Annotated in this window: 6 protein-coding genes and 3 pseudogenes; 2 read left to right on the plus strand and 7 right to left on the minus strand. The window is 57.1% G+C overall.

The window, feature by feature from the left end:
- Positions 1-257 precede the first annotated feature (257 nt).
- Entirely contained in the window at positions 258-437 is a 180-nt protein-coding gene (locus tag QFZ91_RS24560; protein ID WP_368718993.1) for a hypothetical protein, read from the minus strand.
- A 609-nt stretch (positions 438-1046) separates the two neighbouring features.
- Here QFZ91_RS24560 and QFZ91_RS24565 point away from each other — a divergent pair.
- Complete coding sequence (locus tag QFZ91_RS24565) at positions 1047-1709, plus strand: HD-GYP domain-containing protein (RefSeq protein WP_429568774.1); 663 nt, start codon at positions 1047-1049, stop codon at positions 1707-1709.
- 103 nt (positions 1710-1812) lie between these two features.
- On the opposite strand, the pseudogene QFZ91_RS24570 reads toward QFZ91_RS24565, so the two are convergent.
- Positions 1813-1941: pseudogene (locus tag QFZ91_RS24570) on the minus strand (transposase); the annotation flags it as partial.
- A gap of 169 nt (positions 1942-2110) precedes the next feature.
- Between QFZ91_RS24570 and QFZ91_RS24575 the strand changes: the two are divergent.
- Positions 2111-3433 carry an IS5 family transposase gene (locus QFZ91_RS24575; RefSeq protein WP_429522490.1) on the plus strand — a complete coding sequence of 441 codons (1323 nt, stop codon included), beginning with the start codon at positions 2111-2113 and terminating at the stop codon, positions 3431-3433.
- Between the two features lie 820 nt (positions 3434-4253).
- Here QFZ91_RS24575 and QFZ91_RS24580 read toward each other — a convergent pair.
- The 5 genes and pseudogenes from QFZ91_RS24580 to QFZ91_RS24600 form a co-directional block, all read right to left on the minus strand.
- Entirely contained in the window at positions 4254-4841 is a 588-nt protein-coding gene (locus QFZ91_RS24580) for a chorismate mutase (protein ID WP_429524619.1), read from the minus strand.
- A gap of 755 nt (positions 4842-5596) precedes the next feature.
- Positions 5597-5971 (minus strand): DUF3757 domain-containing protein, encoded by a 375-nt coding sequence (locus QFZ91_RS24585; RefSeq protein WP_429568775.1) that lies wholly within the window; start codon positions 5969-5971, stop codon positions 5597-5599.
- A gap of 1166 nt (positions 5972-7137) precedes the next feature.
- Positions 7138-7296: pseudogene (locus QFZ91_RS24590) on the minus strand (IS3 family transposase); the annotation flags it as partial.
- A 30-nt stretch (positions 7297-7326) separates the two neighbouring features.
- Positions 7327-7853, minus strand: a pseudogene (locus QFZ91_RS24595) (DDE-type integrase/transposase/recombinase); the annotation flags it as partial.
- Positions 7854-8077: 224 nt separating this feature from the next.
- Positions 8078-13504: an AAA family ATPase gene (locus QFZ91_RS24600; protein WP_429568776.1), complete on the minus strand. Its 5427-nt coding sequence runs from the start codon at positions 13502-13504 to the stop codon at positions 8078-8080.
- Between the last annotated feature and the right edge of the window lie 930 nt (positions 13505-14434).

A 14434-nucleotide genomic window follows, 5' to 3' on the forward strand; every position in this document is an offset into this window, starting at 1 on the left:
TGGACCGCCGCCAATCCACCTTTTGCTGAATCTTCTTCCAACGTCTGGTGCTCCATTTGCTCCCAATCGCTGCCAGCAAGCGAATGCGGCGGCTTGATCGTCTCCACGGCTTTTCGGCTACTGAGATGGATTCGAGCCGCTCGCTTAGGTACCCACTGCGAGCGACCCAATCGTGCAGCGTCGAATCCCTGAGTCGCGACAAAAAAGTCATCACGCCAATTGTAAATATCGCCGTCAGCCTCAGCATCCTCCACAGGTTACGTATCCGATTCGGTGTCCGCACCATGTGCACGAACGGCGAAAGCGGCGCCGAACTGGGCGACTGCCTCTAAATCGTCATCCAACGCGAGCGATGAGTCATAGTCAGATAATGCGTTTTCCGTCGCTTCGACAAGCATGGCCTCAAGCGTTCGTGGATCGATCCTTTTCCTGAGCATGGAAGACTCCTTGTGGTGAAGTGTGCCGCCATTCCCAGCAATTTGTGGGCCACAAGAAAGAGACGGTCAGTGCAGGTTCCGACCGACTGGGACCCATCACTTTGTCGCGTTCCGGACATGCGACCGTCATAAGTGCAACAACATGGTCATCTCCGGTGCAACATCGGAATCCCTGAGATTCGGCCCTCAAGAGGTGTCGTGTGAGACGTGATCTCCGGAAATCGAAAAAAGCCTCGCCATTGTCAATCCCAGAATACCTTGACGCATCGCACACTTTGCCCTCTTGTCGATTTGTGTTTGCGGGACTATCTTTATCATCCGCCGTGTCGAATCAGTTCATGGCCTCGGCTCGCGATGGAACTGGCAACAAGTTGGCGACGAGTTCTCAGGGGCTCCTCTGAAAGGGAGAGGTTTGTCGAATTGGAGGGAAGTTGCATGTATTGGGGAAAGGAACATATCGCGCACGAAACGATCGTCGTAAGCCTAGTGGTTCGATCAAACCGTTTGGAGATGTGAATGCATTTTCATGAGCTAACCAATGAGGAATGGGAGCGACCAAGATGCCGCGCGAATACGTTTGAGCATCGACCGCTTAAGCGAGATGGACCGATGGAACCCGGATCGTCTCTCACCCGGCGGTTGCGCGTGGCCGCGTTGCAGCGCTTTATCGAAGTAAACGGATCCCTAGATTACAAACTCAATTCTATGGTCATCCGGCAGACAGTCAATCACAGCAAGCGCGTCGCGGCACTCGCGTGCAGGATGACGAGCATGATGGGCAGGATTGGCTGGAACACGGACACCGCCTGCGAAATTAGCGCGAAGCGCCTGTCAGTTGCTGCGCTTTTTCACGACATAGGCAAAGCCGCTGTATCGGCACAAATCCTAGGCAAACCGAGTGCGCTTGACAAAGCGGAATACTCAGCCGCAAAGGCTCACGCCGCACTAGGTGCGAAGCTGATTGACCAGGTAGCGTCCGGCTTTCCGCAATCCGATTTGCCTAGTCTCCTCAGGGAGGTAGCCCTGTGTCATCACGAAAGATGGGACGGAACTGGCTATCCTAGCGGCCTTCGAGGCGAATCGATTCCGATGGCAGCGCGTCTCGTCTCAGTCGCTGATGCCTACGACGCCATCCGGCATGCGCGAGTCTACAAGCGCGCCATCCCCAGAAGTCAGGCGATACGGGCGATTGTTGATGGTGCAGGCTCGCAGTTCGACCCTCGTATGGTGCACCTCTTCCTTTCGGTCGTTTCTGCCGTTCGTCAGAAATAGATGGATCTAGAAGAGGAGGGGGCCACGCAATCGAAGCGCACCCTTCCCGATTCACTCGAACTCGCCAAGGGCAACTGATTCTTCACCAAATGAGTTCCTCTCCTCTCGCACGCCAAGTGTAGAACGATGCATGACTGAACCCCTGCTTCCCGCTTAGCTCCTTGACTGGCATACGGGCATCGGCTTCCTTCAGAAAACCGATGAGTTGTCCTTCCGTAAAGCGCTTCTTCATGTTCGTCTTCTTCTCCGAAACGGACTCTACTAGGTTTCGGTTAGCTCGTCGAGCCTGATCAATTCGGAGAGCCTTGCGTGGCAGAGCTTTGAGGCCGAATTGGTGTTGTGAGATTTGCAGGATCCTGGCACATTAACGTGAGAATCCTGCATTTTTCGACGAGGTGCGAATGGGTCCGAAGACGCCTGTGACGGAGGGAGATTTTTTCCGCCAGCCGCTGCGCGAACAGATCAACCTGAAGCATCCGTTGATACGTTTGGCCGACCTGATCAACTGGGAGCGACTGGGCGCATCAATGAGCGAAAGCTTTGTATCGCGCAAGGGACGACCGGCGACATCGCCGAGGCTGATCGCCGGGTTGCTGTATTTGCAGCACGCGTTCGACCTGTCCGACGAAGAGGTCGTCTGGCAATGGGTAGAGAACCCGTACTGGCAGGTGTTCACCGGCGAGACCTACTTGCAGACCGAACCTCCGATCGACCCATCGAGCCTGACGCGTTGGCGCAAGCGAATGGGCGAAGCCGGCGTTGAAGAGTTGCTGGCCGAAACGATCGAAGCAGCAAAACGCGCTGGCGTGATCAAGGCTTCGAGCGTCAAGCGCGTGATTGTTGATACGACCGTCATGGAGAAGGCGATCGCCCACCCAACCGATTCGCGCCTGCTCGAACGGTGTCGCGAACATCTGGTGAAAGCCGCGGCACGGCACGGTCTGAAACTGAGGCAGAACTACAACCGCGAGGCGCCGCATCTGGCGCTGCAGATTGGCCGCTACGCTCACGCGAAACAGTACAAACGCATGAGGAAAGCGCTGCGCACGCTGCGCTCGCGCGTTGGACGGGTGATGCGCGATGTGGAGCGGCAGGTCAACCAGGTGGCCGACCTAGGCTGCGCTGAATTAACGGAACTGATCGCCCGCACGAGACGCATTCTGGCGCAGAAGCCGAAGGACAAGAACAAGCTTTATGCGCTGCATGCACCGGAAGTCGAGTGCCTGGCCAAGGGCAAGGCGCGCAAGCCGTACGAGTTCGGGGTGAAAGTTTCGATCGCGACGACCCACAAGGAAGGACTGGTGGTTGGCATGCGCTCGATGCCAGGCAATCCGTACGACGGGCACACCCTGGCTGAAGCGCTGGAGCAGGCGGCAATCCTGTGCGACGCCACGCCGGAGGTCGCCATCGTCGACCGTGGCTACAAGGGTGTCGCCGTCGATGGTGTGAAGATCTACCACCCGGGCTTGCGGCGGGGCATTACACGCGGACTACGCGCGATGATCAGACGGCGCAGCGCAATCGAGCCAGCAATCGGTCACATGAAGACAGACGGAAAACTCGATCGCAACTGGCTCAAGGGTGCGCTCGGCGACGCGATGCACGCGGTGATGTGCGGCGCAGGACACAATCTACGGATGATCCTCAGGAAGCTGCGGCTTCTTTGCGCCTTCATTCTGACCGCCTTGTTCAACCACCGACTTGCTCGGCTTCAATCCCCGTAACTACGGTGCTCGGCAAAACGAATTGTTCAGGACGGACTAGCTCTGCTCGTTGGGCACAGGTGACTGGGGGCGAATCATGCGGGGCCTAGTAGGCCAAAGCCACAAATATCGAGGCGGGAAGACAGTAACGGGGATCACGGCCGGGATAGAAGCGCGAGATCAGGGATCTCGACTATTGCTAGCGAGTGTTTCGCCGAAGCTCGATGATCGCACGAAGCTCGTCTGCACTAAATCTACCGTCCAGCACGATCTTTCCTTGCCGCCAGTCCGGCGCGTTCCGGACGTCATTCCAGTCGATCCCGCCATCAGCCTTTCTGAGTACATTTCGCGCTGTTTGGTCGTCCATCTTCCTATCTCAGCGTAGAAGGTTGATGAGCCGAACACGGAATATTAAATGATGATGCGTACTTCAGCGAACTTGATCGCCAATTTTGGAATCGTGACCGACTCGGCGGGTCTGGCATTGCGCGATGTCGATTGTAGGTTTTCCCCAGTTGAGATCGAGTTCGGGCTCCAGGACGTTGGGGTTTTGGGGATGTTTTCTAAGTGGTCCACCTGTGCGTGATCCAGTGATGACGCCACATGAGACGGTAAAAGCATCGCGTCGGCAATTGTTTCGTCGCCACTCTCTACTCACGGATAGTCCCCAAAGAACGTTGCGCACGTCGTCAGGGCGCGCTTCGACGAAACCATGCTGGTGCCCCAGCGCAGGGGATCCTCTCCATCTCAAATGCGCGACGCCGCCATTTGCGCAACGGAGTTCCAATATGTCTGCCTTCAGGGAGCTTCCTTGCATGTCTTTAGCCCTCCCCCCGGAAAGTCAAAACTTGACACATATCCGCGCGACCGCACGGTCGAGGGCCGCGAGATGTAGGGCATCAAGCGACGTTTGTTGGGCGACGCGCCCCACTGCTGTTGCAACCTGTGTCTGGCAATCTGTATTGCTGCGAAGAGGCGCCACGCCCTTCAAATTCAGCATGATATTGGCCTGCAGCTTATCCAGAATTGGTCGAATAACGCCCGGCAAGCTCTGGCGAGGCGTTGCGGGAGCATTGCCCTGACGCATCCAGTTGCTGAGCAGCTCGTACTGAATTTCTTTGTTGGCTTCAATTTGGTCCGAGAAAATGTTTGTCACATCCTCCGTGGTTAGTCCGTACTCAGACGCCATCGCCACCGCATTTGCAATGACTTGCGCTTCTCGCTGAGGGTCATAGACGGGTTGGCCCGTGTCCCACTTGTTCAGAGCGACCTGGTCCGCGGTGTTGAGGCGATCTGCCATGCTGCGCACGAGCGGCACGAACGCATCCTGCTGTGCCCCGGCAGAGCAGCCTGTCACGAGCCATACAGCTAGTGCAAGTGTCACGGCATGCCGAGTGCAAACACGCCTCATGTTCTTCTTCAGTTTCATTACTACTCCCTATTGGTTCATTCTCGCCTGCGGCGAAGCGCTCCGATACGTCGTCCATCGCTACAGTCGCTCTGCAGTTCGCACTACATTGGACCTCAAATCCGGATAGTTAGGACATGGTCTGAGCCAAGACATTGGTCAACGATAATTTCCGACGCCCAATCGACAAGAATTTTTCATTTTCCAGAGCGCCGGGGAATTTAACGTAATCACCAAACTCTCACGGTCCAGACAGTTGTCAACTTGACCTGCAAGCAAAACCTCAGATTCCGCCCCCATTCTCGAACTTAAGCCGGCAAGCTCCGGGAGTTGGTCGTCCGACGTCCTTGAGCTTACAGGCTTCGCCGCGCGCCCCCGGTTTGCCTCCGTTTTCATTGGAGCCGACAATCGTCAGGAAGCCTCCGATATCCCAACACCTTCAATCAAGGTCAGCTTGACCGCTTGTCTCGGAGCTCCTTCGTATAGACCGCTTTTGAAATTCGATTCATCCATGCCTCCGCTTCTCGGTATTACGAAACGTTGGCTTCCATTTTTTTCGACCGGGCCTCATGGCGCCCGCAACTTGGCGTTGCGGACGAAATCGCGAATCTTGCTGAACGCAAAAGCGAGGGGAGAGAAATCGTATGCTTACGCTTGCTCAGGTCAGGACCGCCGAACGACCTCGAACCTACAACGCCAAGCGGCTCGCTCAGTGCATTCATAGTAGTCGAGATCGTAAGGGCCGGATTTCCGGCGCCATAAACCTACATCGACCCTTAGACCAGGTAGCGGCGGCTTAGGTCGAACCGTAAATCCAAATGGCCGCCTTGAGCAAGTTCGTAGGAGCACCGGACTAGCGGCGATTGCACAGAACCGTCATTATCAAGCTGCGGCGGAAAAAACATGGACGAGGTAAATTCCTTGATATTACCGTCGCCTGGTCCTCTCGAAGTGCCAATCCATTCACCCTCGTTATCGTTGGTTGTTGCCGTGTACACACCCCGCGCAATCTTGATGTTGGCAGGCATCGGGCAGCTTTCGTACGTTTCAGCAGCAGCGCAATACGATGCGCCGAGCGCAAGGGCAACAACAAGTAAATTTCTCATCATCGGTTTCGTTTCTCCACTTTGCAAAACAGTAAGTTTAAGCATCTGATCGTCTGGCTGAGCACTCAACGCATTCCATTATGCAAACTATAGGCGGGCAGCCAATTTCGCCTTTTGATGACCTATATTCCACGATGATCAGCGGAACCAAAAACATATGTATACATTAATGACGCGGATGATGAAAAGTAAACGTAACTTATGCCTGATTAAATATCGTTGATAGCATGTCGAATCCATGTTTCTCGTAGGTGCAAGGAGGGCGGCGATAACGCATGCAGAGGACACGAGGAAATGACGAAGACAATCCGACGCGCACACTCAATGGCATTCAGCGCGAAACAGGCCACCCGCAATAGTCTGCGGCCAGTATGCACACTTACCAGGGCGACGGTATCGCGACAGGTGCATGAACCAGGACCGTGCTGGCCCGCGGCACTTGCCCCTCGATGAACGGCAACAGTCTGTTGGCAGGAATGCGAGGAAATGAAGATGGCATCAAAAAGTAACCGGAAAATCGTGGGCTCTTTGCCCGCATCGTGCCGGAGACCGCCTCTCGACCTAGCAGCACGGTCCCCTAACGACGATCGTGCGTTGGCATCAATATATTTGATGCTTTTCTTCTGGCAGTTGCTCAGACAATTTCGTAAGGTACGTGATTGCGGCGCCCAGTGCACGAGTCGCGTAATTTACGGCATGTTAACAAAGGAATGTGTATGGAAATCATGACGAGAGTGCTTTCTGGTGGCCTTCTGTCCGCGGTTTTAATGGGTGTGGCGGCGCAGGCCTCTGCGGTCGCGGCGAACGATGTATGCATATACACAAACCCGAAAGACCCTACCGAGAGTTATCCCTACTACTGTGGGACCGGCCCGATAGATGGTCCGGGGAGTCAGGCAACGGAGTAACGTGGCCGGTCTTTGAGCTTGGCACAGTGTCGGCGAGAACCTAGGCGATGACAAAAGGAACTCGCGCAATCATCAGCGGCGTAGTGTGAAACGTAGCATTGGCCGATGTCCGAAGGGAAGGTGCGCCGGTGGAACTGGCTTCCCATTCCCCTGTTTGTCTTGGCCAGATCACTGATTGCGAGCAAGGAACCCGCGGCGGAAGTGTTCCGCCCGCCCGCCGCAATTGTGAAGTGCTTCTATCGAAATTAGGGAGCCGTTGACCCATTTCATGCGCCCGGGTTTTCGCCTTCCAGAGGCCCCGAGTTATGCAGCCTTATCCTTTGTCCCCTGAGCCGCGCAGGCCAGTCCTGCATGAACTGAGTTGGTGACAAGCCACGGCATGAATCACGACGACTTGCGGTTATAGAACATATCAAGGCATTTGAACAAGTCGGCCATGGCTTCGCGATGCGTGCGATACTGGATCGGCCGGAATTGGCGAAGGCCAACAGGTTAAGCAGTGATCTGATTCAGATAAAAGCGCCGCGTGAACGCGACAGGCGATTGGTAGTCAGCGGCGCCTGCGGCCGTTGCCGGTTGTAGAGGATTTCGATGTATTCGGTGATCGCCAAACGTGCCTGCTCTCACGTGGCAAAACATTGATGCTAGACCAGTTCATTCTTCGGCGTTGCCCCGACGGATTCGATCGGGGCGTTGTTGTAGCGGTTGCCACGGCGGCTCAGCAACGCGTGTATGTCAAGGTGGCCGATGAGTGCTTGATAGGCGAGCGGGCGCTAGTGCCATCCTCGATCGCTATGGTGAATCAGGCCGGCGGGTCACGACAGCGCGAAACAGCGCCGACATGACCAGATTTTTTCGTCCTCCGTTCCCTTACCGCCTAGCCGACAATTTCACCACTGTACAGTTCCTTCAGGCCGGTAAATACAGTCAGCCCCTTCGGTCACCATATAGGTGATGTCACCGCACTAGGCTTGATTGAGTGCCGTCGCCGAGAAATCCTGATTTAGCAAATTCGGCGCTCGTTTCGTCGTGAAGCTCATTCCTATAGACCACTTTTGAAATTCGATTCATGCATGCCCCCGCTTCTCGGTATGACGAAACGTTGGCTTCCACATTTTCCGACCGACCTCGGAACGGCGAGTTCCGGATCTGCGGCGCGCACGGATTCCGGACCTTGGGTTCAGCACGCCGAGCGGGCGCAGGCGTTAGGTGTGTGACTTTAACGGCTATTCTCGATCGCCCACTAGTCAGGAAGTCTCACCTTGATCATGGTGCCGGCTCCCGGCGAGCTGATAACGTCGATCGCACCGCCCAGCATCAGAACACGCTCTTCCATCCCTGCCAGTCCGAATGACCTCTTTCTCGTTGCCAGAGGATCGAATCCGCAACCGTCGTCGAGCACTTCGAGAAGGCAAGCATCGGGGGTTCGCTCTAATGCGATGATTACTCTTCTGGCCGCAGCGTGTCGGGCGACATTGGTCAGTGCCTCTTGAACGATGCGAAACAGCACGATAGCGCGATCCTCGCTTACGGCGATATTCTCGTCCTGCAAGTTGAGATGACAGACCGTCCGGCCGTTGCGGTTGAAATCGGCCACGAGCCACTCGAGCGCCGCTGCAATTCCGGAATCGAGCGCTGCGGGGCGCAGCGACGCGATAACGCCCCTTACCACCTGCATCGTTACATCCACAAGTGAAACGAGCGCCTGCGTATGCTCTACCAGATCCGGGCGATCCGCGCCAAGCCTCATGCGCAATATCGACGCCCTAAGGCGAAGCGCGGTGAGGTGCTGTCCGAGTTCGTCGTGCATTTCCCGCGCAATATGCTTGCGTTCATCCTCCCGAGCCGTCTCGCGATGTGAGGCAAGTTCACGCAGCATCTCGTAGGACTCGCGCAAGCGGAGCTCTGCTTCCTTGCGCTCCGTGAGGTCAACTACGAAAGCAACGCCTTCCTTCCCGCTGCAATCGAAAGCAGCGCGGCCGACCATGACCGGTATGCGACTGCCATCCTTTCGCACGTATTCTTTTTCCTCGGGTTGAACGTCGCCGTGGTTTCTGATTTTGGCCAAAGCCCGTTCGCTGCTTTCCTGCCATTCAGTTGGCGTGAGATCCCTCCAGCGGAGGCATCCTGACGCAAGGTCCTCTCGCTCATATCCCACCATGCGCAGGAAAGCGTCGTTGGCTTCGAGAATGTCGCCGGCGGCATTCCAGACGATGATGCCAATGATATTGGCGTCGACGAGGCGGCGAATCCTGGCCTCCCGTTCCTGCAGGTCGCGGTACAGGCGGGTGTTCTCGAGTGCAGTCGCCGCCTGCGACGCGAGCAGCCGCAGCAGTGCAATCCGGGTCCATGGGAAGGCGCGGGTGATCAGATTGTTTTCGAGGTACAGGGCGCCGATCAGCTTCGCTTGATTCATTAATGGCAGGCATAAGACGGAACGAGTCAGATACTGCCGGATATGAGGATCTGTCGCGAACCTGGGATCGGCCGCAGCATCATCGAGAATGACACTTTCGCCTGTGCGCAATACATCGTAGAGAACAGGCCCGGGAATCATGGTCGCGCTCACGGGCGCATCACGCAATTGGACGCATGCCTTGTCGCTGTCCGTCCAGGCTTCCGCTGCGAGCCGCTGGTCTCCTGTATGCGAAAGGATCAGTAATCCACGCGTCGCTCCCGCCTGTTCGATAGCGGTACGCATGATCGTCTCAATCAATCTGTCGAGGAAAACCTCTCCGGAAACAGCCTGCGACACCCTGATGACGGTAGCAAGGTCAAGGTGTTCAAGAGGCGTCCCGATAGTGCTGCCTGAATCAGGCGCTCGCTCGTTGTCCCTTAGACCTGGGTACAGTTCGTCGAGTTGACGCACCTTGCCTTCTGCGCCCCAGCGTCGATACCCCCGTCGTGCGTCCTGCAAATAGGCACGGGCGATCTTCTCGAACCCGCGCGCCGCGTAGAACGCGGATGCGAGTTCATTGGCAAGCGCTTCGTTGTGTACGAGCTCGTTTGCGCGCGCAAGGCGAATGGCCTCTTCGTAGAGCCGCATCGCGTCGACATCACGGCCTTCCAGGCGCGCCATCTCGGCGCTTACCAGTGAAACCCGATTGCCGAAATTCGCGGGACAGTTGTTCGCCCAGATCTCCAATTGCCGACAATGCGCGGCGATGCTGTGGAGGTGCTCCTGTCGCTCCTCGGCTGGCACCCGGTCGAAATGCGCGGCCTTTGTGAGAGCGGCGTAAAAATGGTACTCGCATTCCTCCAGGTGCGTCGACGAGCTCCAAAGTAGCTCTTGCGCGATCGATGCCGCGTTCATGGCGGCCACATAGTCGCCTGAAAGGAATCGTCCCTGCAGTTTCCGGATCCAGTACCAGCACGCGGCCGTCGCGAGCGCGGGGTTGCCGGACAGGTGCTGCTCTGTACGAAGCTCGTTGAACTCGTCATAGTCGAAGTGGCCGAATTTCAGTGTGGCGCCGCGGAGCATTCGGATCAATACGAGTTGTGTGGTGAGGTTATCGACGACCAGACCGAAACGTGTCTTCCTGGAAAACGCGAGGCCCTGTTCAATTTCGGTTTCGACATCGTTTAGAGGGTCACCGCCGAAAAGTCGGTCCGAAACGATATGGCAGCAGGTATAGGCGCCAGACGGAAGGTCCCCGGTCCGACCCGCTGCTTCGAACGCACGGCGCAGCACTTCGCTGCTGAAGCGCACGTGTTTCGTCCAGCGCACAACGTACAGCGCGTAGCAGAGATAGGTGACCGCCTCGAAGCGTTTGAGTCCGCGTCGCTCGACCAGATCGAAGCCGAGCTGACCGAACTGGACTCCAGCGTGGTAATCGCCAAAGCGTGGCCCAGCGATCCGCGGAAACATGACATACGCGAAACACGAGGCGTCGCAGTTCCCACACTCCAGACTCAGGCTGATCACTTTGCATATAGCGAGAGAAGCCAGATTCGCGTCAAAAAACCAGGCTGGTCTCAGGAGCTTGCTAAGCACGTCAGTGATTGCGAGGGACGCTGGGTCCGTCATCAACGGCATATCGATGAGTGCCTCGATAGTCCGGCCCGCAAGCCGCGGCCGGATGTTTTCGTACTCTCTACGTATGTTGCTTTCATGTGGGTGTGCGGGCCAGTCGATGCCGACTTGACGGAGGTGATCGAGGCAAACCTCGACCGCGCGATCGCTTCGATCGAGAGTCAGGTAAACATCCATTCGCAGACACGCGACGCTCGCCTGATCCACGGTGTTCGTCGCGCGGTTTGACAGCATCGCCAGCCGCTCTTCGGCATCGGTTAGCCGCCCAGTGAGGAACTCGCATTCTGCCAGGCTCAACTGGAGCGCAAAGACCAGTTCGTGCCTGCGTCCCCAGCAATCGTCCTGAAGGAGTGCAGCGCCGGCAGTGAGATAGGTGAGCGCCGACGCATAGGCTGTCGACGCCTTGGCTCTCTTGCCGGCGATCAGGTTAAAGGCAGCCAGTTGTTGGCGTTCCTGCCTGGACCTCACCAGCGCCGCGCCTCGGTTGAGCTGACTGACGATATCAAAGATCGCCTCTTCCCGTTTGCTAGCGGGAGTTTGCGCCGCGAGTAGCCGTCCAATTCGCAGATGCGTGTGAGCACGCAAATCTTTGGGAATTAGCGAATAGGCAGCTTCCTGCACCCGGTCGTGTACGAACCCGTAGGCGTCTTCTAGTTGCTCGACCAACTCCTGCTCGAGTGCCGGCTTCAGCAGCGCCCGGATTTCCTGCTCCGAAACGCCCAGAACTTTAGGCAGCCTCATATAGGAGGCGGTGTTGCCGAGACAGGCAAGCTGTTGCATGGCGCGTTGCGTTGACGCCGGTAGGCGCACTAGCTTTGCCACCATTAGGTCGACTACATTGTCGGTGTACTCTTTGCGGTGGATGCGGGGCAGGTCCCAGCTCCAACAGGCCGTGTCATGGGCAAAGCTCAGCAGATCGCTATCGGCAAGCTCGCGCAAAAACTGGATGACGAAAAACGGATTGCCCGCCGTCTTCTCATGCACGAGGTGCGCAAGCGGTGCCGCACGTCCCGGCTCACAGTGAAGCGCTTCGACAATCAGTTGCTCCACGTGTTCACAAGCAAGAGGCGCGAGAACAATTTCGTCGAGCCTTGCGCCGACAGCCCTTAACGTCTGAAGCTTGTGCAGCAGCGGATGTCCGGGAGTTACCTCATTGCTGCGATAGGCGCCGATTACCATCAGATGCTGCAGATCCGAGCGCGCAAGGAGCCCGTCGAGCAAGTCGAGCGTCGCGGCGTCGAGCCATTGCAGATCGTCAAGAAATAGTGCCAACGGATGTTCACGTCGCGCAAAGACGCCGATAAAGCGCTGGAAGACGACTTCAAAACGGCGGCGCGCCTGATTTGGCTCGAGCTCTGGGACGGGCGGGGGATCGCCGATGATCAGCCTGAGCGCAGGGATCAGATCGGTCACGAGTCGCGCGTTAGGACCGAGTGCCCCGATCAACGTCTCGCGCCAGGTTGCGAGTTCCGCGTCAGGCTCGCCGAGTAGCGGTCTGATCAGGCCCTGAAAAGCTTGAACGAGCGTCGCATAGGGTATGTCGCGCTTGTATTGGTCGAACTTGCCCGACGCGAAGAGCCCGCGCGATGGTACGAGTGCCTTATGCAGTTCATGGACGATTGCGGATTTGCCGATACCCGAATACCCGGAGACGAGCACGAGTTCAGGGATGCCAGTCCTGACTACGCGATCGAACGCAGTGGTCAATGCATCCACCTCCCTCTGCCTCCCGTAGAGTTTCTCAGGGATCAGGAGGCGGTCGGTCATGTCGTATTCGCCCAGCACAAAGGAATCGATGTGGCGTTGACGCTGCCATTCGGTCAGGCAATGCCTCAGATCCCGCTCGACGCCAGCCGCCGTCTGATACCGTTCCTCCGGCGTCTTGGCGAGCAGCTTCATGACAAGCTCTGAGACGGGAAGGGGGACCGTGTCTACCCGTGCTATCGGAGGCACCGGCTTACGCGCAACATGGCAATGTACCCATTCCATCGGATCCGCAGCAGTGAACGGTAGGGACCCAGTGAGCATTTGATAAAGCGTAACTCCGAACGCGTAGAGGTCGCTGCGAGAGTCGATCGAGCGGTTCGTCCGCCCAGTCTGTTCGGGCGCCATGAAGGGTAGGGTGCCGGCGATCGTTTCGGGTGGCTGTGGAAATTGCCGCTCGCGCGGCAGTCGTGAAGCGATCCCAAATCCTGTGAGCCGCGGCTGGCTGTCCGTGCAGTCAACTAGCACATGGGCAGGCTTGAAATCCTTGTGAACGAACCCACTCCGGTGGAGCTTCTCAAGCGCCCCGGCAATGCCGACGGCGAGGCACAAAACACGTTCCACCCCGAGAGGCGCGCCCACCAGTCGCTCAAGTGGTTCGCCGCCCGGATCCTCGAAAACCAGTGCCATCCGTTCATCTTCGCGTACCAGCTTTATCGGGTGCACCGCCCACGTACCATTCAGTTGTTCTTTCAGCGCGAATTCGTGAGCAAGGCGCTCGAGAAGGGCGATCGAGGGATGTTCCTCGGTGGTCCGGAGAGTCAGGACGCTATCGTTGCCGCTCGGGGACCGGACGCGACAGAAAGTGCGCTCTGCATCCTCCCAAAGTATGTGGACACTGAAGCCTGTGTCAGAGCCATGTGGATCGTTCATCTGCCGTCATTCACTAGTCAAGTTCAGTCCCTGATCGTATCAAGGGACGCAGCCCAATTCGTCTGTCTAAAGTGTCCTCTGGCTGCGCGGTAAGAACCATAGGGTAACTCTCGCACAATAGCGCCGCGACGCAGCAATGGCCACTTGCATCCCACCGTGCGTGGTTTATGGAAATCCTGGCAAAAGTATCTGAACCACTGGCTGTCCGGGCAAGGGTTCTAACATATGATGAAACCGCCGAGAAGGCTCAGTGAGTTCCTGACTACACCGGAACGTCTGGGTTTTGCCAATGGAAAACCCGCGTTCATCGCAAGCGTGTAGCCCGTGGGAGGTCCAGTTCCAGGGAGCTTTAATGGCTGCAGCAACAGAGCGAACGGTCGCGATGCGCCCGCTGGACAATTCCATACCATTTTGAACGTCGTGGTGGATAGCAAGCTGAAACCGCTAACGTTCTGCGCAACGGCTGGAACTGACGGCGCGGCAGAATCGCCGGCTTGTTGTGCGGCTCGGAATTTGGGCCGTGGACTGGCTTTCGGACAAAAATCTCGCGCAGCGAGACGCTGTCGAGATGCTTTGTTCCGATCGTGCTCACGATTATCCCCGGTTGACACGCCGATTTTGGGCCGGCCCCTAGCGTTGGAGAAGCCACGGGAATCCCAGCGTCCGCATGGCGCTAAAGGGGTCATATCGAATGACGAGCGAAGGCCTGTTGATCCTGCGTCGACTGCATCCGCCGACGGTCTACCAGTCACGCACACGATAGGAGCGCTTGGACGAGTTCATCCATATTGATGGCGGTGATCACCGCTAGCTCCAGGACCGCGCTCCAGCGTGCACGCTGTTGGTGTATGTCGATGACGCAACCAGTCCCTTCATGCACCTGCAATTCACTCAGGCGGAATCGACGTTCCGCCAATTTAAGGCGACGCG

It is taken from the genome of Paraburkholderia sp. JPY419 (assembly GCF_050435705.1).
Classification (GTDB): domain Bacteria; phylum Pseudomonadota; class Gammaproteobacteria; order Burkholderiales; family Burkholderiaceae; genus Paraburkholderia; species Paraburkholderia youngii.

What these genes read in the sequence shown, in the direction of transcription:
- QFZ91_RS24575 (WP_429522490.1), top strand. Translation starts at nt 2,111, where the DNA reads ATGGGTCCGAAGACGCCTGTGACGGAGGGAGATTTTTTCCGCCAGCCG.
- QFZ91_RS24560 (WP_368718993.1), bottom strand. Translation starts at nt 437, where the DNA reads ATGCTCAGGAAAAGGATCGATCCACGAACGCTTGAGGCCATGCTTGTC.
- QFZ91_RS24565 (WP_429568774.1), top strand. Translation starts at nt 1,047, where the DNA reads ATGGAACCCGGATCGTCTCTCACCCGGCGGTTGCGCGTGGCCGCGTTG.
- QFZ91_RS24600 (WP_429568776.1), bottom strand. Translation starts at nt 13,504, where the DNA reads ATGAACGATCCACATGGCTCTGACACAGGCTTCAGTGTCCACATACTT.
- QFZ91_RS24580 (WP_429524619.1), bottom strand. Translation starts at nt 4,841, where the DNA reads ATGAAACTGAAGAAGAACATGAGGCGTGTTTGCACTCGGCATGCCGTG.
- QFZ91_RS24585 (WP_429568775.1), bottom strand. Translation starts at nt 5,971, where the DNA reads ATGCTTAAACTTACTGTTTTGCAAAGTGGAGAAACGAAACCGATGATG.